At 57.4% G+C, this 26,047-nt stretch carries 15 protein-coding genes, 1 tRNA gene and 1 CRISPR repeat array; of the genes, 6 read left to right on the top strand and 10 right to left on the bottom strand.

Going from position 1 to position 26,047, the window contains the following annotated elements; translation table 11 throughout:
* The first annotated feature begins 226 nt into the window (after window positions 1-226).
* The 5 genes from HMPREF2682_RS00935 to HMPREF2682_RS00915 all read left to right on the top strand — a co-directional run bounded on the left by HMPREF2682_RS00935 (window position 227) and on the right by HMPREF2682_RS00915 (window position 4,459).
* The gene (locus HMPREF2682_RS00935; protein WP_246827270.1) at window positions 227-730 is read left to right on the top strand and encodes a DUF6318 family protein; all 504 of its coding nucleotides are present in this window, start codon (window positions 227-229) and stop codon (window positions 728-730) included.
* 98 nt (window positions 731-828) lie between these two features.
* Complete coding sequence (locus HMPREF2682_RS00930; RefSeq protein ID WP_049354796.1) at window positions 829-1,596, top strand: DUF6318 family protein; 768 nt, start codon at window positions 829-831, stop codon at window positions 1,594-1,596.
* 206 nt (window positions 1,597-1,802) lie between these two features.
* Window positions 1,803-2,513: a DUF6318 family protein gene (locus HMPREF2682_RS00925; protein WP_070830612.1), complete on the top strand. Its 711-nt coding sequence runs from the start codon at window positions 1,803-1,805 to the stop codon at window positions 2,511-2,513.
* A 205-nt stretch (window positions 2,514-2,718) separates the two neighbouring features.
* A complete protein-coding gene (locus tag HMPREF2682_RS00920; protein WP_070830610.1) occupies window positions 2,719-3,429 on the top strand; it encodes a DUF6318 family protein in 711 nt (236 codons plus the stop codon).
* 163 nt (window positions 3,430-3,592) lie between these two features.
* Window positions 3,593-4,459, top strand: coding sequence for a DUF6318 family protein (locus HMPREF2682_RS00915; protein WP_070830607.1), 867 nt, complete (start codon window positions 3,593-3,595; stop codon window positions 4,457-4,459).
* A gap of 370 nt (window positions 4,460-4,829) precedes the next feature.
* Here HMPREF2682_RS00915 and HMPREF2682_RS00910 read toward each other — a convergent pair.
* From HMPREF2682_RS00910 to HMPREF2682_RS00895, 4 genes are all read right to left on the bottom strand, one after another.
* Window positions 4,830-4,902, bottom strand: a tRNA-Glu gene (locus HMPREF2682_RS00910).
* Window positions 4,903-5,169: 267 nt separating this feature from the next.
* The gene (locus HMPREF2682_RS00905) at window positions 5,170-7,362 is read right to left on the bottom strand and encodes an LPXTG cell wall anchor domain-containing protein (protein WP_070830605.1); all 2,193 of its coding nucleotides are present in this window, start codon (window positions 7,360-7,362) and stop codon (window positions 5,170-5,172) included.
* 579 nt (window positions 7,363-7,941) lie between these two features.
* The gene (locus HMPREF2682_RS00900; protein WP_070830603.1) at window positions 7,942-11,001 is read right to left on the bottom strand and encodes a DUF5074 domain-containing protein; all 3,060 of its coding nucleotides are present in this window, start codon (window positions 10,999-11,001) and stop codon (window positions 7,942-7,944) included.
* 369 nt (window positions 11,002-11,370) lie between these two features.
* A complete protein-coding gene (locus HMPREF2682_RS00895) occupies window positions 11,371-12,450 on the bottom strand; it encodes an S-layer homology domain-containing protein (protein ID WP_070830601.1) in 1,080 nt (359 codons plus the stop codon).
* Between the two features lie 488 nt (window positions 12,451-12,938).
* On the opposite strand from HMPREF2682_RS00895, the gene HMPREF2682_RS00890 reads away from it, so the two are divergent.
* On the top strand, window positions 12,939-13,721 hold the full coding sequence (locus HMPREF2682_RS00890; protein ID WP_083321737.1) for a nicotinamide mononucleotide transporter: 783 nt from the start codon (window positions 12,939-12,941) through the stop codon (window positions 13,719-13,721).
* Window positions 13,722-13,888: 167 nt separating this feature from the next.
* Here the strand turns inward: HMPREF2682_RS00890 and HMPREF2682_RS00885 are convergent, their stop codons facing one another.
* From HMPREF2682_RS00885 to HMPREF2682_RS00860, 6 genes are all read right to left on the bottom strand, one after another.
* Window positions 13,889-14,953 carry an aldehyde dehydrogenase gene (locus tag HMPREF2682_RS00885; RefSeq protein WP_070830599.1) on the bottom strand — a complete coding sequence of 355 codons (1,065 nt, stop codon included), beginning with the start codon at window positions 14,951-14,953 and terminating at the stop codon, window positions 13,889-13,891.
* Window positions 14,953-17,832, bottom strand: coding sequence for a type I-G CRISPR-associated helicase/endonuclease Cas3g (cas3u, locus tag HMPREF2682_RS00880; RefSeq protein WP_070830597.1), 2,880 nt, complete (start codon window positions 17,830-17,832; stop codon window positions 14,953-14,955). The genes HMPREF2682_RS00885 and cas3u overlap by 1 nt, the downstream gene beginning before the upstream one ends.
* On the bottom strand, window positions 17,825-19,414 hold the full coding sequence (gene csb2 / locus HMPREF2682_RS00875; RefSeq protein ID WP_070830595.1) for a type I-G CRISPR-associated protein Csb2: 1,590 nt from the start codon (window positions 19,412-19,414) through the stop codon (window positions 17,825-17,827). The genes cas3u and csb2 overlap by 8 nt, the downstream gene beginning before the upstream one ends.
* Before the next feature lies 1 nt (window position 19,415).
* Window positions 19,416-20,717: a type I-G CRISPR-associated RAMP protein Csb1/Cas7g gene (gene cas7u, locus HMPREF2682_RS00870; protein WP_070830593.1), complete on the bottom strand. Its 1,302-nt coding sequence runs from the start codon at window positions 20,715-20,717 to the stop codon at window positions 19,416-19,418.
* 1,854 nt (window positions 20,718-22,571) lie between these two features.
* A CRISPR array of direct repeats spans window positions 22,572-22,967; the repeat unit is 26 nt; unit sequence CCTCAATGAAAGTCCCCGCCCGAAGG.
* Between the two features lie 218 nt (window positions 22,968-23,185).
* Window positions 23,186-23,485: a CRISPR-associated endonuclease Cas2 gene (cas2, locus tag HMPREF2682_RS00865; RefSeq protein ID WP_044141701.1), complete on the bottom strand. Its 300-nt coding sequence runs from the start codon at window positions 23,483-23,485 to the stop codon at window positions 23,186-23,188.
* On the bottom strand, window positions 23,485-25,095 hold the full coding sequence (locus tag HMPREF2682_RS00860) for a CRISPR-associated endonuclease Cas4/Cas1 (RefSeq protein WP_070830591.1): 1,611 nt from the start codon (window positions 25,093-25,095) through the stop codon (window positions 23,485-23,487). The genes cas2 and HMPREF2682_RS00860 overlap by 1 nt, the downstream gene beginning before the upstream one ends.
* Window positions 25,096-26,047 lie beyond the last annotated feature (952 nt).

Genomic DNA, 26,047 nt, shown 5'->3' with positions numbered 1-26,047 from the left:
TGCTTGCGCTAGCGATATCCGCCCGCTGGCGGATAGCTCCTCTGCTCCTTCCTGTGAGGCTTCCTCTTCCACAAGTCCTAGCGCCTCTGCTAGCCCCTCTGCCTCCGCTAGCTCCTCCTCTGGAGGCGGTTCTTCTGCGAAGTCTTATCTGGGGCCGGTAAAGTTCGACAACTATGAGAAGAAGGGCGAGTACGTTCCCGCGGATGAGACGCATAAGGCGCTGAACATGCCTAGGCCTCGACCGCCAGCGAATATGTACGAGAATACTGTTGATGGAGCTTACGCGGCCTATAGTTTTTATGAAGCAAGCCTCAACTACTTAGTACTTACCGGCGATGTTGAACCGTTGAAAGAAGCTGACCCTGTTGGCAAGGACGTCAAAGCTTTTCAAGGTTATGTAACTGTATACGAAACCAATGAGGGGTGGTTTTACGGTTCGGAGAAACCAGTTCAAACTGAGATGCTAACCCCCCGGCCTGAAAAGGCATCAGGTAGCGACACCCTCATTTGGCCTATCAGATTTGTTAGGGATCCTAATGCAATGTCTCGCATTGAAGGGCGAGCAGATGAGCCTATGTTCCCTAGTAAGGCTTTGACTCCTGACCACGCCAAGCTGAAGTTGTCCTATAAGGACGGTAGATGGTTTTATGCCGCCACTAAGGGCGGCGAGCAGAGCACTCCAAGCCCAAGCACTAAAGCATCAAATGAGGCTACCCCTAATAACGCCTAGAGCATCTTTGCTCAGTTCATCTTATGGGCGGAGATTTACCTCGCACATAGGCTCTAGGATTTAGTCTCATAACCCCACACATTACTTAAGGATTTTTCATGGCAACTTTTCTTTCTCGACGTGCAGCACTAGCTGCCGCTACCGGTGCCGGCGCGGCTGCGGCGTTGACTGCTTGCGCTAGCGATATCCGCCCGCTGGCTGATAGCTCTTCTTCCCCTTCCGGTGAGGCTTCGGCGAGCGCTAGCGCTTCTGAGTCTGCAAGCGCATCCGCCTCAGCATCTGCGTCGTCTTCCGCTAAGAAGTCGTACAAGGGCGCGGTGAAACTCGACAAGTATGAGAAGAACGGCGAGTACGTTCCTGCCACGGCTGAGAAGAAAGCGCAGAACGTGCCGAAGCCTGTTGTTCCGGAGAAGATGAACGAGGCGACCGTTGAGGGCATGTACCAGTTCCTCTGCTACTGGGTGGCAAGCTTCAACTACATGTTCATGACCGGCGATTTCGAGCCGCTCAAGAAGGCTGACCCTGAAGGCCGCTATGCGAACGATCACGCCAATGCTGTTCTTATCTACTCTTCCGGTAAGGGCTGGGTGTATGACACGGATGCGCCGGTTACCATTCAGCTGCTGACTGATGCTCCCAAAAAAGTTGAGGGCGGTCCCAACCGTTACGATTGGCTCGGACGCATTATCTATGATCCCAATGCAAAGGCTCGCGTTGAGGGTCATGACCCTGTTCCTCTGGTTGATGGATCGACCAAGAGCGAGGCAACCAATTTTCCGTTTGACTATAAGGATGGCGCCTGGTTCTTACTCAGTGATGAAGAAGCTGATTCCCCCTCTTCAGAGGCGAGTAGCGCTAGTGCCTAACCCGCGTTCCTAGTCATTTATAGTGATGAGGGAAGCTCTCGAATGCAGTTGAGGCTGCGTGCGGGGGCTTCCCCTTTTTGTTTGCATGGCCTGCGTACGGTCGTGTTGAACTATTCTCCCAGATGAGCATGTGCCGGCTTTGATCGTGTCAACAAATCTGCTCGGGTACGCTTAAAAGCACACGAACAAACTATTGAGGGGTTCCCATGCCTACCTTCGTTACTCGACGCACCGCCCTGGGTGTTGCCGCTGCTGCCGCGCTCGCCTCCTTGACTGCCTGTGCCAGCGATATTCGCCCGCTGGAGGACCCGAGCGTAGTTGACCCGATGCGCCCCTACAAGGGCGAGCTGAAGTTCAATAGCTACAAGTCCACCGGAACGTACCACCCCGCAAGCAGCACGAAGAAGGCGGAGAACCCGCCTATGCCCGTTCCTCCCGTGAACATAAAGTCAAAGACGACCTCGGGCATGTATGCGGCGCTGGGCTACTGGGTCGCAGCCCTGAACTACCTGACGGTTACCGGCGACGCTACCCCGTTCAAGGACGTGGACTTGGACGGCACCTACGTGCAGAAGATGAAGGCATACGTAGAGTTGTACGCAAAGAATGAGGGGTGGATGTACGGCACCGAGACGCCGCTCGTGGCTGACCTGACCGAAGAGACCCCGCAGAAGGTTGACGATGAGCAGTACCGCTGGAAGGGTATTGCCCGTAGCCATAAGGATGCCGTTCTCCATTACGTACCCGAGGACAGGGACATTCGTCTGGCTGAGACGAGCGGTGATTCCAGTAATGATGAGGTCACTTTTGTGTTGAAATACCGAAACGATGCGTGGAGGGTCACCGTTGAGACGAAGAGTTCCTCGACGACTTCTCCCGGTTCCTCGGGCGGAAGCGGCTCCGGCCTCAACGTTTAGGATGCGGCGGTATAGGAAGATACAGACGCGGGAAACGACTGTATAGGAAGATAATGGCTTTTCCCCTAGTAAACGGTGCTTTTCGTTAGCTAACGTATCTTTTGTAGCATTTTCCAAGGTTTGACAACGAAAAAATCATAAACATACCCAAATACACTAAGGTACCCTGAAATAGATACACCGATAATCTATTGAAGGGTACCTTATGTCTACCTTCGTGACCCGACGCGCCGCCTTTGGCATCGCCGCCACCGCCGCGCTCGCCTCCTTGACTGCCTGTGCTAGCGATGTCCGCCCGCTCAGCGACCCGAGTGTGCTCGACGCTCAGCGTATCTATAAGGGCGAGCTGAAGTTCAACAACTACGAGTCGCAAGGAACTTACGTTCCGGCAACCCATGAGAAGAAAGCCGAGAATCCGCGCAAACCCGTACGCCCTGCAAACATGAGCAACAAGACAAAGGGCGGCATGTATGCAGCATTGGGATATTGGATGGCTTCTCAGAACTATCTCATGATTTCTGGGGATATTGAGCCTTTAAAGTCTGTAGACGCAACCGTAGACCAATACTGGGAAAAGATGAAGAAGGCGTACGTGAAAATGTATTCAGACGGCAGCGGCTGGCTATACGGCACCGAAACACCTTGTCTATACCAGTTGACAGAGGAATCTCCTCAAAAGATTGACGAAGACCGCTACCATTGGAAAGCTACGACCTACATGCACAGTAGGGCCGTAGTCCACACCACGGCACAGGGCTTGGAGATTTCGCTAGCCTACACAAATAACCCAGACGGTCCCAGCAAAATCATTTTTGAGTTGGTATACCAAAATGGTGCTTGGACAGTCGGTCCTGCAGGAGGAAGCAACGCAACGAATTCACCCCAGCCTACAGCAAGCAGTTCTTCTCCGGCGTAGAAGCAACAATATTACTGCCTTAGCGAGAGCCCGTGTTTTTCGTCATCTCCTGCCGCTTTTACGGTCATGGAGGCGTACACGACATTGGGCTGACCGCTCCCCTGCGATATTCTGGAATTAGTTCAATACCGGCACATACTTTATTCACCTCAGAAAGAGCCCCATGTCTACCATGTATACCCGCCGCACCGCCCTGACCGCACTGGGTCTGGGTACCGCCGCGCTTCTTGCCGCATGTTCCTCGAAGTCCTCCGAGTCTTCGGCGACCGCGAGCGCATCCGCTACCGAGTCTTCGACCGCGAGCGCAACCGCATCCGTCTCCCCCACCGCGGAGGCAACCACCACCGTTGAGCCTGGCCCCAGTATGAAGGGTGAGGTCGTTCTTGCCGACTACTCCTCCACCGGCACTTTTGAGCCGGGCACCAAGGAGCACAAGGCAGTGAACGTCGCGATTCCCGTGGAGCCGGCGAAGCTGCGTGATAACAGTGTTGAGGGTCTGCACGCGTTCATTGCGTACTGGCAGGCTACCCTGAACTACCTGCTGCTGACCGGTGACGGTACCCGCTTCACGAACATTGACCACACCGGCGACTACTCGACTGTGGCTGAGTTCTTCCAGAGCATGTACGCTTCGGAGAGCGGCTGGGTTATTGGTTCGGAGCGTCCGATGGTTCTGTCGCTGACCGCTGACCGCCCGACCAAGGACACCCGCACCGGCTACTACACTTGGGCAACCGAGATGGTGATTGATGGTGCTGAGGGTGCTGGCGTGTACAGCAAGACCAACGATCGTGTGCAGCCGCTGACCGAGGTGTTCAAGTACCCGGGTAAGCCGGTGGCTGGTCAGATTGTGGCGCACTACCAGGACGGCACCTGGCGTATGGTGCGTCGCGCTCCGGGTACTGCTTCTGCTTCGCCGGTTCCGTCGCTGAGCCCGAGCGCTTCTGCTACGGGTTCCGCGTCGGCGGAGGCGACTGCTGCAGGTTCGGCGGAGGCTACGACTGCTTCTGCTGAGGCGTCGGCACAGTAAATCCAGCTCCCCTATACCGCTGAGAAGCCACATGTGTTTCGAGAAGCCACCATTATGGTTGCTTTTCGAAACACATGTGGCTTCTCGCTTTTGATCTTTCTTGGAAAAGACAGATATAAACAAAAAAGCCTTGATCCCGAAGAATCAAGGCTTTTTCCTAGTGTGACCCCAACCGGATTTGATCTGGTGACGGAGGGGCATGATGCCGAGCGTGCGAGGAATTCCATCATGCCCCGGAGTGCCGCGACGTAAGGAGCGGCGCCGTGAGAGGCTCACGGCGGCACCGTAGAATCTAGAAGGTTTTCTGACAGCTGCAGACATAAACAAAAAAGCTCCCCAGTCTTTCAACTGGAGAGCTTCTTTCCTAGTGTGACCCCAACCGGATTTGAACCGGTGTTGCCGCCGTGAGAGGGCGGAGTACTAGGCCGCTATACGATGGGGCCGTGAGATTTACATCTCTTTTACCAGGTCTCCCTGGCAACACATATAACTATACAGAGGTTCCTGGAAACAACCAAATCGAAAAGTGGTGAAATGAGTCACATATTTTACACTGAGTGCAAGGCGCTCAGCATAGGTTCTTTTCCAGCCATGCCAGGCACTCCCCCGGCAGTCATCCAGCATCTCCACAGCAGCCCGAATAAAACATGCGGGCACAAAAATGCGCCCCGCACAGTGTACGGGGCGCATCCGCTCAACAGAGCGAGAAACTATGCCTTACGGCGGCGAAGCACCATCACAGCGGCACCAGCAATCAGTGCAAACGCACCGACAGCTGCCAGGCTCAGAACGTTCTGAGCACCGGTCTTAGCCAGCGAGCCCTTGCTCTGAGGCGCAGACTTGGTAGCCGAAGCACTCACCTGAGCATCGGAGTTAGAACCCTTAGGCTGGGAGTCAGACTTCACCGAAGAAGAGCTCTTCAGCGGCGCGGTCTTTGCGGTGGTTCCCAGCTGGTCGTTAGTTTCCTCAGCCTTCTGCTGTTCACCCTTGGGCTGATCAGCCGCCGGCTTCTCCGCTACTGCAGCAGATGCGGAAGGCGATGCCGAGGCGTTGGTCGGGAATGCCGGCTCGTCAGCCTCATCGCGATTATCTGCGTTGCCTGCATCCTTCGCGTCGTTAACGATCAGCGAAACAGCCGAATCGTAATTGCGGTTGGTAGCCACGTCAGAACCAGCGGTGACGGTACCGAGCATGTAGCCCTGGCTGTACTGCATGGTGTTCGCGGGAACACGCAGGGTTGCGTCGAAGGAGTACTTGCCGGTGCGTGCGTTGTAGACGAACGCGCTCGCCGGAACAATGGTGGACACCTTCTGGATGCTTGCCAGTTCGCTATCGGTCAGCTTGTCGAAACCCATCGACCATTCGCCTTCCTTGACGAGGAACAGGCGAATACCTTCTGCCGGGGGCTTCTCAAAGTCGTAGCCGGACACGTGGAAGGTGTAGGGGCGGGTGATGTCGACGGTGCCCTCAGCGAAGTTCAGGGTGGGGTCGATCAGCACTGCGGTAGCCTGCTTCGGGTAGCCCTGGCAGGGAACCTTAGCGGGGTTAATGGTCGCGGTGGAGGTGAACTCACCCTCGGAAACCTCGGCGTAGAACTTCACGATGGAGTTCGGAACCAGCTTCTGCTGCGAGGAAGGAACAGCCTTGCCGTTACGATCCACGGTCGCCTTGGAGGTGTAGGTGTCGGTCATGGTGCCGTCGCCGGTCTTCGAGTTCAGCACGTAGGGCACTGCCGCGGTGGTGTTAGCGATGTCCTGCTTGTCCACAGCGATGACGGAGCCATCCTCGGTGACGGTCAGGTCGTTAGCCTTACCGCCGTTCATCTCAACCTCACCGATCACGCGGTCAGTCTTAGCGTCGAAGATGGCGATCTTGCCGGTACCGAAATCGGTCACGTACACCAGGTCGCGGTTCTCGTCGTTCTCCATAGACAGCGCCTGGGTACCGAACTTAACGAACTTCTTGAACGCGCCGGTGGTCAGGTCGTAGACGGAGATACCGGAGTTAACTCCGTCCACACCCTGGGAGGAGACGTACATTTCGTTCTCGGAGTGGTCAATAGTGACGTCAGAGGGACGAACCTCAACGGAGGAGTTCTCGCCGCGAGTCTGGATAACCTGCTCGGTCTTGAAGGTCTTAGTGTTGATGACGAAGACCTTGCCGCCGGTACGCTCGGGCACGTACAGCTTGTCGCCGTCAATGGTCATGTTCATGCCGATGTAGCGGGTACCTCCGTTGGGGGCGCCCTCCAGCTGCAGCTTGGTAACCTCGAAGGTCTTCATGTCGATCGCGGACACATAGTAGCGGCCGGTCACGAACACCTTGCCGGAGTTGTGGTCCACCAGCACGGAGCGGGGGTGCTCAATCCAGTTCGGGTCGCTCTCGGCGATACCGTGGTTAGTCCAAATCTGTTCCATGGTGTTCTGATCGAACACGGACAGGGAGTTGTCGGTGGTGTTAGTAACCCACACGGTGCCGGACACGTCATCAACAGTGATGCCGTACGCGGAAATGTAGCCAAATTCGCCGTTCTTATCCAGCTCGAAGGGAAGCGCTGCTACTTCTTCAATCTGAAGAGTGTCTGCGTTGACACGAGCAATGGTGGAGGCGAGGTCGCCGCGTGCACCCACGCCGACCATCCAAATCTTGTTGGTCGCCTTGGAGTAGGCAACCTGGTACTGGCCGGGCAGACCCTGGGTAATCTGCGCGACGGATGCGGAGGTGTCAACAACGCGGCTCAGCGATGCGGTGGAAGGAGCCGATGCGCTGGGGGTCGCGGTCTGGTTTGCGGTGTTCGGTGCTGCGAAGGAGGCAGGGATCATGGCTGCGCCGGAGATTGCGAGCGCGAGGGAGCCGACGGCGAGCCCCTTCAGTGCTTTGCCCGAGGAGGGAGTGAGGTTCAATGTGTGTCCTTCAAATGTGTAACGGAAGTGCTCACATGCCGCATGCGAATGCTAACGAGACACCCGTGAATATGCGGTGACATATTCGACGGCACGAAAAGCAGAAATGCAGGTAACGCATAAATTTACCTACCTTCTAATCCTCAATGTTTTCCCAGGAAAATACAAGCAGCGACGTGGGCGTGTTTTGTGTTTTTATGAGTGATCCCCTAATTCACCTTCAGTATCACGTGAAGGTTGAGGCGTCTCCCCGGTTTTTCCTTGCTCTTGCGGGCAAAAACCCAGGTCACGAGGGGTGTTGTGATGCTTTTATATTTACACATTAATGTAAATGTTTAGGTGAGGCGCGCCAGCGAGATTCACCACGGGTTAAACATTTTCTCGACATTCAAAACCTATATTTTTACAGGCAAGTGCACATATATAAATATGTCCTAAAACCACCTACCCAGCATTAGCCCAAGCGGGCACACAAAAGGCGGGTACCCCTCCCCCAGATTCGAAGAATCCGAAAGAGAAAATACCCGCCTTTTCATGCGTTATATCGAGCCTTTACACCCGAGAACTAAACGCTACGCTTTATGCCTTGCGGCGGCGCACCACCAGGGCAGCACCCGCAATCAGAGCCACAGAAGCGAAAGCAACCAGCGGCATCACAGCGTTAGCACCGGTGTTCGCCAGAGCGCTACGCGAAGAACCAGCCTGCGAAGAGCCTGCGTCGCTCTTAGCTACAGAGGAGCCACCGCCCAAAGTATCGGAACCGCTTGCGGAGGAACCACCGTTCTTCACAGCCGAACCGGACTTATCAGCCTTCACAGCATCCGGAGCGGACTTGGAGTCCTGTGCACCGGTCTTAGCGTCAGACTTCTTATCCTCAGACTTAACGTCCTCAGACTTCTTATCTTCAGCCTTCTTGTCCTCTACCTTCGGATCTGCCGGCTTCGGATCTGCCGGCTTCGGGTCAGCAGGCTTCGGGTCAGCAGGCTTCGACTCCTCAGCCTTCACACCGGTCACCGTCGGGTAACCCGCAAAGTCCAGCGAAGTCGGGGTGATACCCACCGGAGCTGCGCTCGCGTCGGTGTCCTTCACGCCAACCTTGAACTTCAGAATGGAGTTAGCCTTCAGCTGCTGAACCGATGCGGGAACGTCGTTACCCTGGCGGTCCTTGCCGGGCAGGGTGGTGTACTCGCTGGCGGTGGTAATCTCGCCGGTGGTGCCGTTGAGCACGTAGGGCAGGGTCACCTTCTCGTCGCGGTCCTTCTTGTCGAGGACCAGTACGGAGCCGTCCTTGAGCAGGGTCACGTCGTTCGCGGCTGCGCCGTTCATCTCGATCTCGCCGATGACCTCGTCAGCGCGGCCGTCGAAGACAGCCACCTTGCCGGTGCCGAAGTCGGTTACGTACACCAGGTCGCGGTCCTCATCGTGCTCCAGAGCGAGCGCCTGGGTGCCGAACTTGACGAACTTCTTGAACTCGCCGGTGGTCAGGTCGTACACGGAGATACCGGAGTTGACGCCCTTCACACCCTGGGAAGATACGTAAATCTCATTCAGCGAGTGATCCACAGCAACGTCAGAGGGGCGAACCTCAACGGTGGAATCCTCACCCTGAGTCTGGATGGTCTTCTCAACCTTGAAGGTCTTGGTGTCCACGACGAAGAGCTTGCCGCCGGTGCGCTCGGGCACGTACAGCTTGCCGCCATCGAGGAACAGGTTCATGCTGATGTAGCGGGTGCCACCGTCGGGTGCGCCCTCAAGCTGAATCTTCTCAACCTGCTTAGTCTTCAGGTCAATAGCAGAGACAAAGTAACGGCCGGTCACGAACGCCTTACCGGACTCGTGGTCAACCAAAACGGAGCGGGGGTGCTCAATCCAGTTCGGGTCGTCCTTCTTCACGCCCTCGTTGCTCCAGATGAGCTTGAGAGTCTGCTGGTCGTACACTGCCACGGAGTTGTCGGTGGTGTTGGTAACCCAGACGGTGCCGTCCACGTCATCAACGGTCACGCCGTACGCGGAGGTGTAACCATACTGGCCCTTGTCGTTCTTCTTCACGGGCAGCTCGGCGAAAGCCTCGGTCTGCAGGGTGTCTGCATCCACGCGTGCCAGGGAGGAAGCGAGGCCGCCGCGTGCACCCACGGTGGGCACGAACAGCTTGTGGTTCTTCTTGGAGTAGCCAACCTGGAACTGGCCGGGCAGACCCTGAATGATGTTCGCAACGCTACCGTTTGCGTCCACGGTGCGGTGTGCCTCGGTGGAGGGGGTGGTAGAGTCGGTTGCCTTGGTCTTGGTGGCGGTTGCCGGGTAGCCCTGGAACTCGCGGGTTTCGGGGGTGACCTGCTTGACCTCGGAGTTGTCGCCTGCGGTTGCGGTGACCTTGAACTTCAGGATGGAGTTCGCCTGAATCTCGGAGGTCTTGGCGGGAACCTCGTTGCCCTGCTTGTCCTTAGAAGGCTTGCTGGTGACCTTATCTGAGGTGCTGACGGTGCCGGTGGTGCCGTCGAGGACGTAGGGCACGGTTGCGGTTGCGCCAGCCTGCTTGTCCACAGCGACAACGGAGCCGTTGGGCAGTACGACCAGGTCGTTTGCCTTGCCGCCGTTCATGGCGACCTCGGCAATCAGCTTGTCCGCTGCGCCGCCGTCAATCACGCCCACCTTGCCGGTGCCGAAGTCAGAGACGTACACCAGGTCGTTCGCCTCGTCGTTGTCCAGTGCGAGTGCCTGGGTGCCGACCGGGATGAACTTCTTGAACTCGTGGGTGGTCGCGTCATAGATGGACACGCCAGAGTTCGCGCCCTTCACGCCCTGGGAGGAGACGTAAATTTCGTTCTGGGAGTGGTCAATCGCGATGTCGGAGGGGCGAACCTCACCCTCAGCGTTGCCCTTGGTGTCGAAGCTGCTCTCCACCTTGAAGGTCTTGGTATCGATGACGAAAATCTTGCCGCCGGTACGCTCGGGAACGTACAGCTTACCGCCGTCGACCAGGATGTTCATGCTGACGTAGCGGGTGCCGCCGTCGGGTGCGCCTTCGAGCTGAATCTTCTCAACCTGCTTGGTCTTCAGGTCGATTGCGGATACGAAGAAGCGGCCGGTGACGAACGCCTTGCCGGATTCGTGGTCGACCAGAACGGAGCGGGGGTGCTCAATCCAGTTCGGGTCGGTCTCTGCGATACCTGCGGTGGTCCAAACCTGTTGCATCGTTGCCTGATCGTACACAGAAATGGAGTTATCGGTGGTGTTGGTGACCCAGACGGTGCCGTCTACATCATCAACGGTAATGCCGTAGGCTGCGTCGTACTTGTAGCCCTTGTCGTTCTTGACGATGGGCAGCTCGGCGACTGCCTCAATCTTCAGGGAGTTCGCGTCAATGCGAGCAATAGTGGAGACGTGCTTGTCACGGTCTGCGGTGCCCGCAACCCAAATCTTGTTGGTCTTCTTGGAATATGCGACCTGGAACTGGCCGGGCAGGCCCTGGGTGATCTTAGCCATCGCCTTGTCGGTGATGGTGCGAGCGTCAGTGCTCTGGCTTGCCGCCGGGGTGGAGTCTGCCGCGAACGATGCGGGGATGGTGGCAACACCTGAAATTGCCAGTGCCAGCGATCCAACGGCGAGGCCCTTGAATGCCTTGCTCGAAGCGAGGTTCATATGTATGTCCTTTTTCGTGGGTGGTGTGTGGAGGTGCGTCTCTCCCCCGCTTACGGGGACGGTGAGACGCCGTGTTTTTCTGCCTTTGCGGCGGGTGTTTCGTGCACCCACAAGGAGTGAACTAGCCTTCACACAGTATTAAGTAAGGCAACCTTTAATTTACCTTCTAGGTAATACTTACTTAGCGCACAGGATTTTGCAAGATTTCAGGTATATATGACGCAAAATTTCATATGACAGGCACAGCCTGTCACTAAAACTCCCCGAGGTGCGGCAATACGGGACATGGCAAAACCCCCCGCCTCCAGCAAAAGCCAGAAGACGGGGGTTTCACGCTACCCAGCGCGCAACGCCAGGGATAGCTAAAAATTAGGAGACATACGAGAAGTCAGTGAACAGCAGGTTCTGCAGCTTGTAACGGCGAATGAAACGAGCCAGCTCCGCGCGAGTAGTCGGCGCGGTCGGCTTGAACACGCCCGAAGCGTCGAGCACGATGTCGTTCGCGCCAGCCCACGCAACGTAACGGTGCAGAGTACCGGCACCGAGCACGTCGCGGAAACGAGAACCAGCAGCCTCGTTCATCTCGGTCAGCTGAACCTCCGCGTTGTACTGGAACAGTACAGCCACCAGCTCCTCGTGAGAAACCGGTGCGGTCGGGTCAATCTTATCGCCACCAGTGAGAGGCTCAGTGATCTTGCGGTCACGAGCCCAGTGCAGCGCGTTCGCGGTCGGGCGGTCTGCCGCATCCGCAAAGGGGGCAACATCCGAGTTTTCGCTCACGCCAGCGTGACCTGCAGCGTGGTTCAGCAGAGCAATAAGCTCCTCACGGGTCACAGGGCGGTCCGGCTCAAACGCGCCAGACTGCGGGTTCGGCATCAGCCACTTCTTCTGGTTCGCCATGCGGATATCCTCAGCGAACGGGTGGCTACCCGGAACGTCCTCGAAAGAGGTCTTCAGGATCTTAGTCTCAGCCACGGGAATGCGCGCAGCAATCTGGTGGGTAACCTCCTGGCCCCACGGGTCGGAGCAAATATCCAACTGCAGGGCGTGATCAACACCCTCACCCTGCATCAGCTCGATGGGGAACTGGTCGCTACCGCTGAAGCTGTCAGCATCACCGTCAAATTCGGGGGTGAGCGGCCAGGAGCGCAGAGTTTCGAAAGAGTCGTTACGAACGTAGCCGTGGCGTACGGTCAGGGTGGTGCCCTCGGTGAGGAATTCGCGCAGACCGTGTGCAGTGTAGTTGACGGTCATACCGGTTTCAGTGATGGTGGCACGCTGAATAACGAGGCGCGGGCCTTTAGTTTCCTCGGTTGCCGAGGCAATGTTTGTGGGAGCTTCGTCAGCCTGAGCGGCCTGTGCCTGCAGGGTCAGTGCGCCTGCAGCGGCGGCAGCGGAAGCACCCTTTACGAAAAATCGTCGTGAGAGTCGATGGGTAAGCAAGGGCATGATTGTCCTATTCAGTTCTTGTTTGAGTTGAGTGAGTTACGGGTGGCAGGACGCACGGACAGCGGCGTAAACGGTGAGTGAGGCCGATACGTTGAGTTCCCTCCCCTGTGTGCGTGAGTGAGACGCAGGATACCGGGGTGCGGGTGTCTGTCGGGCGGATGCGCGGTGAGTGAGACCGGCACGGTTCCCTGACCCAGTCATCTAGCGTACCTTAAGGTCCCCTTTAAAGCGAAGACGAAACGGCGGTGATTTTACGCCCATTTTCGGTGTTCAACGAAGTAGGGGCGTTATCTGGCAAAGTTTGCCGGAAGTTGGTATGGGTTTTTGATGGGGTGATTTTGAATTACCCAATGCCGCGGTGTTCCGAGATGTGGAATATGTGGGTTTCTGAAGTTTTATGTGTGACACGCCGATTCAACCCCTTTTCAAAGAGTTATAGTTATTGGTACCCTATCACTGTTCCTATATTCTCAACAAAGGAGTTACCCATGGAGGCCAAGGAATTCTCAATCGAGAAGGCCCTCCTCTTCTTCGCCAAGTCCAAGTACGCCGACATCTTCGGCGTGGCACTGGTTATCGCCATCGCAATCGCCTCAGGATACCTGGGCACCAGCCTCGCTAAATACGTCGACTGGGGCCCAATCACGAACTTCATTCCCCTCGGCGTAATTTCCGTGATTAACGTGGGTATTTCGATGATGTCTACCCGCCTGACCGGCCGCCTCTCCAACGTTGGCAACGTGCTCGGCATTATTAACACGGCACTGTCCGGAGCAATCGACTACATTCTGGGCAACAAGGCTGCAATCATCACCTACCCGGTGACCTTCATCGTATACACCTTCGCGATTCGTAGGTGGCAGAACTCCGAACGCGGCAAGGCGATGGAACCGCCGACCGGCAAGAAGGGCCAGCTGATTATTAGCGGCATTGTGGTCGGTTCGTTCGCGTTCTCCCTGATTGCGAACTATGTCGGTTACTATCTGATTGCGAACAATGTCGGTTACGATGGCAAGACCTCGTTCCTGTTCTGGATCACGACCGCAGTGTTTGGCCTGTCCCTGTCAGCGAACATTCTGAACGCACTGAAGCTGACGATGCAGTGGCAGTTCTGGTTCGCGTACAACACCGTGCAGTGCATCAAGGCGCTGACTCAGGGCAACTTCGCGAACGTCGGCAAATACATTTTCTACATCATCAACAGCGTGGCAGCGCTCCTGCTGTGGACCCGAAGCGGCACCGCAGCCAAGGGCACCGTGGCGGTGGCGTAAAGGGCAGTTCCCTAGCGCACCAGCTACCGCATATCCACCCAGCGATATGTAGACACTCATAATAAGTAGAGGGAGGGGCCCTCCGGTGATTCAACCGGAGGGCCCCTCCCCTGCATTGTGCGGGCATATTTACTGGCTTTATTTACCAGTATCGGTAAGCGGCTAGGCTAGCCCAGCGGAATCGCGCTACCCTTCAGAACCTGACGCTCAGGTGCCGAATCGCTACCCACCTTCGCGATGGGGAAAGCAACAAAGGCCTGAACGCCCTTCTCACGAAGAATCGCCTTCTCATCCGCCAACTCAGACACGAAAATGTCAGTACTCCAAGAACCGCGGTCCATCGCTTTACCGAGTTCGTCAACCACCCTACGGTAGGGGTGGCTGCGCAACACGGTTCGCAACCGGGCGGGCGTAACCCTTCCGAAGGGTACCGGAAGCACCATGAGCCGCGGGTGCAAAGCGTTGTACGGGTAGGCACCGGGGGTCACGCCGATTCGGTGGATCTGGTGAATCACCGGGAAGTTCGCAACACCCACCAGGGCACAGAAGGCGAGCGCAGTATCCGTCGGCTGCGGGACGGTGAAACCGGTTCCGGTTCGGGAATCCGGTTTCTTATCCAGCGAGTCGTGCAGGGTTTGCCCGGTAATACCGCTGAGCATCGCGGAAGGTTCCCAGGTTGCCAGGTCCGCGCACATCAGGCGCAGACGGTCCTTGACGAATTCCTGGCCCTTGTTGCGGGTTTTCATCTCCCAGCGGGACGCACCGTGGTCGGGGCGAGGCGCGTTGGCTTCAAAACGCCAGTATGCCGGTTCGCCCAGGCCAGCAATCCACAGAAGGGACAGCAGGTCGTCGCTTTCCATCAGCGCATCCAGGTGACCCTGTCGGGTCTTCTGGTGAGAGGCCCAATCGTCCGGGTACTTCTCCGCGTCAATTCCGCGAATACGCGGTGAGAACGGGGAGAAAACAGCGGTTTCCTTACCCGCACCGTAGGACTGGTCAACGTTCACCCAGCTGTCTTCAGCGGCCAAGGAAGAAACGTAGGAGTGCACGCACTCTGCAATTTCTTCTTCTGACACGCCTTCAGCATGCATCTGGGCGCGCGGCTGACCTTCCTGAGACCAACCTACAGTGACGGTTCCGGGGTGCTTCTGCTCAACCATCAGGGACAGCCCGTAGAGGGCAAAATGGGTCAGCGCCGAGGTGTAGTCACCGGCAATAGTCAACGTTGCCATTAGTGTCCCTCCCGTGAAATCTGAGCATCTGCGGCGCGTTCAACGGCCTCAAGGTAGGCGGTAGCGTACGGGCCGTAGGTGCGGCTCGTCTGCTCCATGAGGTTATCCCAGTAGCCGACGTTGAAGAGTCGGGTCGCCTGTTCCTTGAGCGCTTCGTAGTCCATTCCCTCGGGCAAGTAGCCTTCCTTGAGCAGGAAGCCTGCGTCGTGGGCGAAGGAGAACCGGCCGTGACCGTGACTGCAACCAATGATGCGCAACACCAGGTCGCGGTGCTCCCCCACCTTTTCGGGCGAGGCCGCAACCATGAGTGCAGACAGCTGCTCGTGACGCCAGCCCCTCGGCAGGGCGCTACGGCTACGGGCGCGGTATGCCTCGGCCACGGAACGGTGGCCACTCTTTGCAAGAGCGTCCGCATCCGGGTCTGCACCTAGCATCTGCTGGAAGCGCAGGTCGCGTTTGCCCTCGTCGTGGTACTTTGCCGCCAGTTCCAGGACCTCCGAGAATTCCGGTGCCAGGCCGAGGTTCTCGGCAAGCTGGCGGGTACGCTCAGCAACATCGTTCTGGTGGTCGTCCAGAAGAACGGGACCAGCCGGGGCCAGTTCCTGAGCGATATCGGAACCTTCAACAAACTCTTCGTCGGTCACAACGGCGTACCAGGCGATAACTTCCTGACCGTCCTCAGCCTCGGTAGTAAGTTCAGAAGCAATCATCTTCTTCTTACCGTCCGCGCTCTGAGCGTCGAGCAGTTCCGCTACCTCTTCAGGCGAGAGACCCAGGTATTTCCTGAAGCGTTCCTCACGGTCCGCGCACTTCTCATACACGTAGAGCTCGGCCACGTAGAGCTCGGCATCATCGAGGAAGGACACAGCCTTCAGGAGGAAGGGCACAGCCTTCAGCTCGTCCTTCTTAGAAGGCAACTCACGCTGAGTCACGGCAATGCCCTGGTTCGTGAACGGAACACTGCCCATGTCAAGAAGCAGAACGTCACCAGGAGCCAACGACTGACGGCTCTCTTCCCCATGGTCAGCATCCTGCCACAGGGAAATTTCACCCTGACGGTAAAGGAATTTACGCGGCTTCACGCCGTGCTCATCCTGGTAGTCCAGAATCTCCTGGAGAATCTTCAGATTCGCAGGGAAGGTCTCCAGGTCGCTCGGTGCAAAGTAGCTGGTCTTGAGAATCTCCATGGCGGCAGAAGTGTTGCTCGGCAGGTTATCGCGCACGATAACACCGCCCATTGCGGTTTCTGCATCCAGGGAGTCGTGCAGCCATAGGTCAAGGTCCGGCTCATCGTAGGGATTCTCGTCGGTACGCGAGAATTCCAGCAGGTCAGGCCATTCCGGGCGCTGGTAGAGCAGACGCTCCGGGGAGGACTGTACCGGCGGGTTCTTCACCATTGCGGCGGGGTTCACCGACGGATTCTCAGTACCGTTGAGAGCCTCGAGCCAACCATACGCATTGCTCAGGTCGACCGCCTTGTAGGGAGGCGCGTCCTTCTTTACCGAGTCACCGCTCGCAGGCTCAATAACGACGACCTTGGAATCCGTACGGTGGCCCAGACGGTTAACACGTCCGAAGCGCTGCGCCAAGGAAGAAGCAGGAGCCAGCTCGGTCACCAGGTCAGCAAAGTCAACGTCAACACCGACTTCAAGAGTCTGGGTGGCCACAACAACCTTCACGGACTCATCGCCTTCGGTAGTGAAGAGATCGGGGTGCAACTTTTTCAGGTCGTACGGGCGCATGCGTCCTACGAGAAGCTGAACCTCTTCCTCCTTTCCAAGCACCTTATCCTTAACGAGTTTCTCCTTGATAGAGATAGCCGTCCGCACGTGGTTGACGATACAACCGACAGTATGGGCTTTCTTGGAGTCTTCACCCGCCTCACGGTGGGCAAGGAACCCCTTAATGGTGTCCACAGCAGCATTCACGGTCGCAGGGTTACCGGGCTTGCCATCCCACTTATCGATGGGGTGGAGCATCAGCTCCTTATGCGAGTAGACACGATTGCGCAGCTCTTCATCATTCGGGCTATCGAGAGCCTCAATATCCACGCCCAAGGTGGTCGAATCGCTGTCCTCAGTGGAGGGGGTAGCGGTCGTCTCAACCACCTGCAGGGTGGGAACACCCAGGTTGACCTCGCGCTTCTGCAACTCGGCAATACGCTGAGTGGTGTGCAACAGCTGACGGTTCATGTGTGCCTCATCGAGCACCATGACGGTGTCCATGGTCAGCAGGGCAGTCTCACGCGGGCGAGCAGCCTTGGTGCTGCCGTAGCCGCGGAAAAGCGCTCGCGAACCGTACATATCCGGGGTTGCGGCGATGATTGCGCAAGCCGAAATGTCGGTGACCGGCAGGTTGCGGTTCGAGAGTTCGCCACGGATGTGACCAGTCTCGAAGGGGTTACTCTCCTTCTCGTCGTTGCGGGTCTGGAAGCTCTGGAGAGCTTCAGCAACCCTACGCAGAATATCGGGCTCACCGGATCCGTCAGTGAGCGCCTTCTTCATGCAGCCGAGAATATTGTCGGCGCGGGTTGCCTGGCTGTCGACCAGCGCGCGGCGTCCCACGGTCACGCAGAGGCGACGGGGAACGCGCGGTGCGGCGCCAACCGCGGCGAGCGCATTCGCGAAGAGGTGGATATCAACCACGGAGGACTTGCCGGAGCCGGTCGGTGCGTTAATACGTTCCGGCCATACGCCGTGCTCGCAAATGTGGTCGAGCACTTCTTCCTGCCAGCTGAAGGGGTAGCGCTTTTGCTTTTCCTTGGGTGCTTCGTTAGGTGCGCTGTTAAGTGCGGCATCAAGCGCGGCGTCAAGCGCGGCAAAGAACTCACCGAACTCATCACGACTAATGGAGGGCAGCTTGGTAGCGGGGCTAGTCATGCTTTTCCTCCTTCTTGCGGCGGTCGTATTCTTCGGTGGGCACGTCGAACGGAACCAGCAGGCCGCCGCCCATGTGGCGGGACTGGCCGATGGCTACGAGGGTCGTGTCCGTTGCCAGGTTGCCGAGGTCTACGATGCCGCGCCACGGTTCTGCGGGCAGGGTGCGGGGCAGCTTGTAGGCGTAGGCGGCGGGGTTCTGGGTTACACGGTGGGCTTCCAGGACCTTGGCTTCAGCCTTTTCCTCGACCTGGTCCCTCAAGCTACGAATTCGTTCGCGTGAGGTTTCAGCCTCGGGCGACTCGAAGCTGTCACGCCACACGTAGGCCATGGAAAGCAGAGCGGCGTCTGCGAAGGTCCAGGCCTTCGTCTCGGTCTTCTTCGGACGGTTGAAAACGCGCGATTCGGGAACGGCCGCGCTGAGGGTACGCCACAGACGCTTGTACCCGGTCTTGGGAGCATCCCAGAAACCCTGCGCGGGCAGGCGCTTCTGGCGAAGCTTCACGGTCAGCCGGGGGAAGTCCTGAGCGTAGAGGGTTTCTACGCTCCTGAGCGCAATACCGAGCTCTACTGCCTCATCGGTCGGGGCGTTGGCCGGGACCAAGACGAGCAGAGCTCCCCTAGACTTCACCTCACGACGCAGATAGTCAGGCAAGTAGCGGGCAGGCAGGTACTGCAGCGCCAGGCTGTTGGCCGGCTTGTGACCCTTGGAGTACCTGCCGGTGATGAGGCTGGGCGCGCCGAATCCTGCGGCAGCTACGAGAGCCTTGTGCAGCAGGGAGCTTGCCTTGACGTACTGCTCGGGCTTCAGCTCTTCACCGTCTACTTCGAGGAGCCACAAATATTCCCAGGGGCTGGTGGAGGTTTCAGCCTCCACAGGCTGGTACTTGATGGATCCGAGGCCTGCGGTGGGTACCGAGGAGGGACGCATCGTGTCGCTCGCTGCGGTCTTGTCGCCTGCCTTGGTGGGTACCTTGGCGGGGTACGCTTCTGCGTGGGCACGCATGAGCGCGTCGATTCGACCGGACACGGGCACGCGGACGGGCATGCCGCCTACTTCGAACGGACCCGACTTAGTGTCGATGGTGTGGGTGGGTTCCACGTCTCCGGTGTAGAGGGCGGCAAAACTGCTGGATTCTCCGAGGGAGGGTACTTCGCCGCAGAGCTGGGTGATGGTTTCCGCGATGTCTGCGGGTACCTTATCGTACTGCCAGCCGATGGTGTCAGATACAGCCCAGCCGTCGGACACAGCACGACGTTCAGTCTGCCGCCCGTCCTTTTCGGAATATGCCACTTCGCGGTACATGAATCGGCTCATCTTGTTGGGTGAGCGGTACACGGGGCACATGTCGGGAAGCTGCAGCCCGGTCGGGGGGTTCTCCTCAAGCCATTTGAGGGCCTTGAGAGATTCATCCGAAGGGGCAAGCTGCCCGTTTTCGATAATTGCGTGAGGTCCCTGCGCGGCCGCGCTGAGGAGCGCGGCCTGCAAGCGGGCAGGGTCGGGGAAGGCGTCGGGGCTTCCGTCCGCCTTGTGGCCCTGGTATACGCCGAGCGGGAACCTCGCGAGAATTCCGAGGTTCGTCATATTATTCAGCGTCCTCCGCAGTGGCGTTCTTGATGATGGTGAGGTTGCCCTCGACGTTGAAGGTCTGGCCGTTCCAGTCAGCCACGCCGGCCTTCTTGGCATTCTCAATAGCCTCAAGGAGAAGCTGGTCGGCCTGTTCAACGGTCAGGGGTGCGAAGGGCTTCTTCTCACCGAAGCGCTGGTCGAGGGTGACAACGGGTGCGGAGGATTCGATCAGGTCGCAGTTGGCACGGATGTAGAGTTCACGTTCCGCACGGGCGATAGCGTTGAGGCCGAGCGCGGCAAGGAGTGCACGGGCGGCAACGTTCTTGGTTTCGTCCTGACCGAAGCGCAACTGACGCAGGGTGGCGAGGCTCAGTACCCAGGAACGGATGATGCGGCGGCATGCGACGGCACCGGTTTCTTCGAGCACGGGCGGGATGCTACCCAGACCCAGAGTGGATGCGGAGATACGGGCGTCAGCCTTGGCGGTCTTCGCTTCCTTACGACGTGCGGCAACGTTCTTGGCGCTCAGTTCAGCTTCCTGGTCATTAACCAGGGACTCCATGTCCTTAGGGGTAAGCTGCACACTAGCAGCGACTGCGTCGACGCGGGCACCACCGCGGCGTGCCTGTCGGTGTTCAGCGCCGGGTTCCTGGTCTGCGAGGACGCCGATGATTTCACCGACGAGGGCGCTGCGCAGGCGGACCTGGTTGCTCTTGCGGGTGGAGTCCCATGCGCCGAAGAGGAGTGCTGCGGGGGCGGTGTTGAGCAGTGCGCTCATGTCTGCGGGGGTGCAGTTGCGCAGTGCGCGGTACTGGTCGTTTTCCGTGATGGGCTTGCCGTCGATGCGGCCGGCGCGGAAGTGGCCGTCGAAGACGCGGTGGGAGAGTTCCATGTCGGTGTATTCGACGGGGCCGTTTTCGGTCTGGTAGGTGACGACGGCGCGGGGAATCTTGATGGCTGCTTCGTCACCGTACTGGCGGCCCTGTTCGATGGCGGCTTCTGCACGGTTGAGCTCGGACTGCTTGCTGTCGATGAGGACGACCTTCTGAGACTTGCCCTTGACGACCTTTTCGGCATCCTTGGATTCTTCTTCCTTCTTAGGTGCGTCCTGGCCTTCAGGCTTCTCTACGATGTAGCGGGTTTCGTAGGCGAAGACGGACTTGGAGCCGTCAACGAACTTGGCGGGTGCCACGGATGCGTGGGGCCCTGCTGCGGGCTCGAGTTCGGTGATGGAGGTGATGACGGAGCCGCCGCCGAGCTTGAGGTTGTCGATGAGGTCGGCGAGGGTGATGGTGGTCTGGGACTCGTTCTGGGACATGGTTGTCTCCTTATATATTGGGTGCATGCCTGCTTCAACGCATTGGACGTGCACGTTTGCTTGTATAGCTTTAAGCTACATCGGTTTTCCGAATGGTGCGCGCGTTTTCGTCACGTCACCCATTCGTTATGCTCACCCCCTCCCCTGTGCCGCCGTGATTTACTCTGCAAATTACGGTGGCACAGGGGTTTGAAGGGGTAGACATAGAACCACACAAGCGGTCAGCATCCGGGGTAAATTAGGAGTCGGTCCTTGGTGCCCGGTATACTGGTGGGGTTATGTCTGCGCCAACAGGCATAGCCCCCGCTTAATGCGGTAGAACTTCATATATTTTTAAAGCCGCCCGTTGCGCCTCGCGTAGCGGGCGGCTTTTTACTTCTTGTGAGTAGTCGGAACATATCCTTCACCTCCTAGGTCGGGGTCAGAGCTGCTACAGCAAGGTGCCGTAGAGATTTCAGAACCGGTTGACACCTCAACCTTAGCATTAAGATAATCTGAACACAACACCCTCAGACTCCCAACAAAAATTTTCACGTATAAAAATATCTGACTCTTTAGCGGAGTGAAGTAAAAACACCCTACTAAAGAGTCAGATTCTCAGAGAAAGCTCCGACGATTTTGGTCGTAGGAGAAGTAAAGGCAATCCCTTGCTCCCAACAAAAATGTTCACTCCTCAATGAAGGCTCAAACCCCGTATCATGACGAGAGATTTGAGTATAAAAGAAATGCGAGCGGTTCCAAGGGCATTGCTTGCCCTCTCATTATCCTTGCCCTTCCTCTACCGCGCAAACGATTCTTTTCTTCGCTCATGATCTCACCATAGCGCCGCTACAGATTACGCGCATCCGATTTGGTCATTTCAGACTCAGATAGCTGGCAAGAGGAATCTGCAGTGGGTACCGCGTCTAGCCCATCTTCATGTTTTAAAGAGAAGAGCCCCGTTCTAGAAACCAAATTGGTTTCTAGAACGAGGCTGCGCAACCCACGTGAGACTTCCCGAGTCATACCCAGAATCGCAATGAAAATTCCCCGTCCGAAGGCGGAGAAATAGCCTTAGAGACGGTGAAGCCGTTCTTGAACACCATGCCTCAATGAAAGTCCCCACCCAGAGGTGGAGAAATAGCTAGCTAAAACTAGCATGTTATGGCGTAGCAGAGACTGCTATGGCATGAGATTCTCGCGGATCACGTATCCAAAGTGTACATCACGCAATATCTGTGCCTACCACAGCGTCGTCATCTGAAGGTGGAGAAATTTGCGGTCATCGTTGAAGGAGGCATCAGCCCGCACCCTCAATGAAAGTCCCTGCCCGAAAGCGGGGAAACGCAAAAGTGGCTCGTACTGTAGAAGACTATGAAGCACCTCAATGAAAGTCCCCATCCGAAGACGGGGAAATCCATACCGCGCGCATCAGGGTTATCAGAATCCCAGGTGCCTCAATGAAAGTCCCCACCCGAAAGCGGAGAAATCCGATACACCACGGCGTGACAATGAAAGTTCGCCATCCTCAATGAAAGTCACCACCCAAGGTGGAGAAATACAGGTGGGGGTCATTACTCCCCCGCAGTTGCGGCGCCTCAATGAAAGTCCCCACCCGAAAGCGGGGAAATTCTCCAAGGCCGCCCATTTGTAGGCGACACCCCAGCTACCTCAATGAAAGTCCCCGCTCGAAGATGGAGAAATAGCTAGCCAAAAACTAGCATATTATGGCGTAGAGAGACTGCTGCGGCACGAGACTCTCGCGGATTACGTACCCAAAGTGTACATCACGCAATATCTACTCCTACCGCAGCATCGTCATCCGAAGGCGGGGAAATTGGTGAGCTCAGGAAACACCCCGTGATACACCCAAAAGCCTCAATGAAAGTCCCCGCCCGAAGGCGGGGAAATGCACCGAGCAGGGCGCGCTTAGCGACCATCCGGTTGCCTCAATGAATGTCCCCGCCCGAAGGCGGGGAAATTCTGAAGAGGGGTACCATCCGGGCGGTTAGACATGCCTCAATGAAAGTCCCCGCCCAAAGACGGGGAAATGTGGAGACGCTACGGCCTGTCTCCGAAGCGCTGGGCAACCCTCAATGAAAGTCCCCGCCCGAAGGTGGAGAAATGATGACCTGACCGCCCATCGCCTTCACCTCGTCCACGCCTCAATGAAAGTCCCCGCCCGAAGGCGGGGAAATCGCGATCGACGAACGGGGTCTTGCCGGCTGCGGTTTCGCCTCAATGAAAGTCCCCGCCCGAAGGCGGGGAAATAAAAGTATACCCAAGCAGCCAATCAGGCCTTTAAACACTATTGACAAGCCAAAACATCACGCGAGCGACACGCCAAGATTACGTCACGTGCCAGGTTCTCGCGGAGACAGACAAAGCCTCCAAAGGCCATTATCCCCACCTCTACTACCAGTCCGCAATCGAACTCGTCATTCCTCCGCTCCCCTGCCGCGCGACGCTAGCGAATGAGCAGCACGCGGCTAGAGAATGAGCGCATCCGATTCGGTCACCTCGCGCGCCCGGCCAATGTAGCTGAAGGTCGGCTCGTCAAGACGGGCCAGCAGTCCCAGGTCGCAGAAGAGCACCGAATCCTCGTCCGGATCGATAAGTTCCTGAACTTCGTCTTTGATGCGTCGAACCTTGGCGGGGGCTGCATCCACAATAAAGACGCTGTACTGAATTCGGTCCCCATAACTGAGAATGAGCTTGGCCAGTTTGGCGCGCCGCCGGTCGCTGGGCACGTCGTAGGCGATGAGTGTTCGTCGGGCGTCGTCACGCATTATCGTACGGTCACCCCCGTGTAGTCGCGGGTGGTTCCGTTGATAACGCCGAGGAGCATGCGTGCCTGCACCTCAATAGCGCGGCGCCAGGTTACCGAGTACCCGTAGGTGGGGTGGGTAATCTCCGTGGCCATACGCTTCTCGAAAGCGGCGATGATAGTCTTCCGTCCTTCGGGTGTGAGCCGATAGCTTCCGCCAACCGTGGTGAAGTGCGCCGCTTTGACCTGCTTCCTGTTAATAAGGGACACCACCACGGAGTCCGCGATGACTGCACGGAATTCTTCCATGAGGTCAAGCGCGAGCGCCGGCTTGTTCCGTGAGCTGCTGTGCAGGAACCCGGCGTGAGGGTCGAGCCCGCAGGTGAGGATGGCGCGAATGCATTCTGAGCTAAGCATCCCGTAGGCGTAGTTCAGCAGAATGTTGATGGGGTCGTTGGCGCCTCTCCCCTGCCGCCCGGCCCAGGTCCAGCCGAGTTCGGCGAGTGCGTCTTCTTTGAGCATGGTTGCGAAGTTGCCGAAGTAGAGCGAGGCGGCTTCACCTTCGAGGCCGAGAAGTTCCGGGATTGAGGTAGCCTGCGGCGTGTGCTTCTGGATGTCTCGCATGGTGCGGCATACATCTGCGGCGTGGCCGTTACGGCGTAGCAGGGTCGCTTGGTTTGCAACTTTGCTGGCAATCATGGCACTCGCTATAGGCAGGTGCCCCTGCGCTGAGAGGACGTGTTGTTGCACGCGGGCCAGGCCGTTCGGTCCGGTCCCGGGTTGGGACCAGCCGTAGACTCGGCCGGTGCTGGAGCACCAGATAATGGTGCAGTTGCGCCACATGAGTTCTCGTAGAAGCGCGGAGGAAACGTCAATGTTTCCATGAACAACGAGGCTGTGCACACGTTCGAGGGGTACGCTGCTGGTTGTTTCGCCGAGGTGCTGCACGATGAGGCGCCCTTGTTGGACGGTCGCTCTTGATCCTTGCGTGGTGAGGTGCGCTACTTGGCTGTCGGGGTTGCTGGCGACGACGCGTGTAATGTTTTCTTTTCCGCGGGATTCGTCGGGTAGACACACGGAGATGTGGGAGCACCAGCTGCAGCGGGTTGAGTCTTCGAGGGGTTGCGGTGCTGTCGGGTTGTCGATGAGTGCGCGGGTGGTGTGTACGTATTCTTCTGCGGTGCGGATGTCTTCATCTGAGATGTCGACGGGCACGGTTTTGTTGTGGTTGGTGAAGTGCACCGCGCATTCGCTGACGGTTTCGCCGGCTTCTTCGAGGCAGATTTTCTGGAGGGCGAGCTGCACTCTGTGGGCTGGTGTGACGGAGGCGTTGCGGCGTACGGGTGTTGATTTGTATTCGATGATGCGGGTAGAACCATCTTCTTGGGGTTCGACGGCGTCGCATCGTCCGGTGAGTCCGAGGCGTTTTGATGAGATGGTGACTGCGCGCTGTTGTGTGCCGCGGGATGTTTTTGGGTCGTCGACTCGTTTATGGGCGGATTGCCCTTCTTGCATTTGTGAGGTGTCGGTCTTTTCGCCGTTGGATTCGATCCATGCGCGGCGGGGGCAGTACACGGTGTGCATGACGAGTGAGATGGGTAGTTCGTCGCCTGCACTGTAGGGGGTAGACATCGGTGTCTCCTTGGTGTGAGCGAGTATGGTCGGCAGTCTGCTTTGGCTGCTTGGTTTTGAGGGTAGCACTGTGGCGGAGAGTTTTGGCTTATCAGCGATTTTATGACGCTATTCCGGCGTGTTGAGTTTTTCGGCTTGGAGGTGTGGAGGAGGCGGGTAGCAGCTGGCGGGTGGGGTTTGCGGTTGGTGTTTTGGTCTGGTTGCTTCCTGCGCTGCGAAAAAGGAAAAGCTCCGTTCCTGAACTGTGGCGGGTCCAGGAACGGAGCAGAAATATGTCAGGGAAAGTCCCTACAAAAACTGCAGGGAAGGTTGAGGTGTTTCCTGCGCAAGCAGGGATGAGCCGCCCGCCTCAATGAAGGTCCCAACCGAAAGGTAGGGAAATTGTTGTTAATTTACAACTTTTGTCACTGTGCCAAATCCCTCAATGAAAGTCCCTACAAGATCGTAAGGAAATAGTTGCATTGTGCGCCACTTCTCCAAGCTCTACGCCGCCTCAATGAAAGCCCTTCCAAAAAGGAAGGGAAATCGGCATGTCTGAATGTCTCTCGTCTGGGGCTCAGCGCCTCAATGAAAGCCCTTCCAAAAAAGAAGGGAAATACGCGCGAGCGCACCCGTAATGGTCCGCCGCTCGATGACTCAATGAAAGTCCCCGCCCAGGGCGGAGAAATGTAGCCTGCAGCATCCGCCTGGCGAGCTTCCATAGACCAGCCTCAATGAAAGTCTCCGCTAGAAAGCGAAGAAATACGGTGCGTGTGCTGGCTGGTGAGAATTACGGTGAGCCTCAATGAAAGCCCCTCCGAAATAGAAGGGAAATCAAGATGACCGCGGGACCGCTTTTTCTGTACCTTGAGGCCTCAATGAAAGCCCCTCTGAAGAGGAAGGGAAATCCGCCTGCAACCTCGGCATCACATGCGGCGCACCGTAGCCTCAATGAAAGCCCTTCCGAAAAGGA

The organism is Rothia sp. HMSC061D12, assembly GCF_001836735.1.
Lineage (GTDB): Bacteria > Actinomycetota > Actinomycetes > Actinomycetales > Micrococcaceae > Rothia.
This window is presented reverse-complemented; position numbering and strand designations above follow the sequence as displayed.

Coding starts and splice junctions, on each gene's coding strand:
- HMPREF2682_RS00885 (WP_070830599.1), bottom strand. CDS start 14,953: ATGGCAACGTTGACTATTGCCGGTGACTACACCTCGGCGCTGACCCAT.
- cas7u (WP_070830593.1), bottom strand. CDS start 20,717: ATGTCCCAGAACGAGTCCCAGACCACCATCACCCTCGCCGACCTCATC.
- HMPREF2682_RS00895 (WP_070830601.1), bottom strand. CDS start 12,450: ATGCCCTTGCTTACCCATCGACTCTCACGACGATTTTTCGTAAAGGGT.
- HMPREF2682_RS00860 (WP_070830591.1), bottom strand. CDS start 25,095: ATGTCTACCCCCTACAGTGCAGGCGACGAACTACCCATCTCACTCGTC.
- cas2 (WP_044141701.1), bottom strand. CDS start 23,485: ATGCGTGACGACGCCCGACGAACACTCATCGCCTACGACGTGCCCAGC.
- csb2 (WP_070830595.1), bottom strand. CDS start 19,414: ATGACGAACCTCGGAATTCTCGCGAGGTTCCCGCTCGGCGTATACCAG.
- HMPREF2682_RS00935 (WP_246827270.1), top strand. CDS start 227: ATGCCTAGGCCTCGACCGCCAGCGAATATGTACGAGAATACTGTTGAT.
- HMPREF2682_RS00930 (WP_049354796.1), top strand. CDS start 829: ATGGCAACTTTTCTTTCTCGACGTGCAGCACTAGCTGCCGCTACCGGT.
- HMPREF2682_RS00915 (WP_070830607.1), top strand. CDS start 3,593: ATGTCTACCATGTATACCCGCCGCACCGCCCTGACCGCACTGGGTCTG.
- HMPREF2682_RS00890 (WP_083321737.1), top strand. CDS start 12,939: ATGGAGGCCAAGGAATTCTCAATCGAGAAGGCCCTCCTCTTCTTCGCC.
- HMPREF2682_RS00920 (WP_070830610.1), top strand. CDS start 2,719: ATGTCTACCTTCGTGACCCGACGCGCCGCCTTTGGCATCGCCGCCACC.
- HMPREF2682_RS00900 (WP_070830603.1), bottom strand. CDS start 11,001: ATGAACCTCGCTTCGAGCAAGGCATTCAAGGGCCTCGCCGTTGGATCG.
- cas3u (WP_070830597.1), bottom strand. CDS start 17,832: ATGACTAGCCCCGCTACCAAGCTGCCCTCCATTAGTCGTGATGAGTTC.
- HMPREF2682_RS00925 (WP_070830612.1), top strand. CDS start 1,803: ATGCCTACCTTCGTTACTCGACGCACCGCCCTGGGTGTTGCCGCTGCT.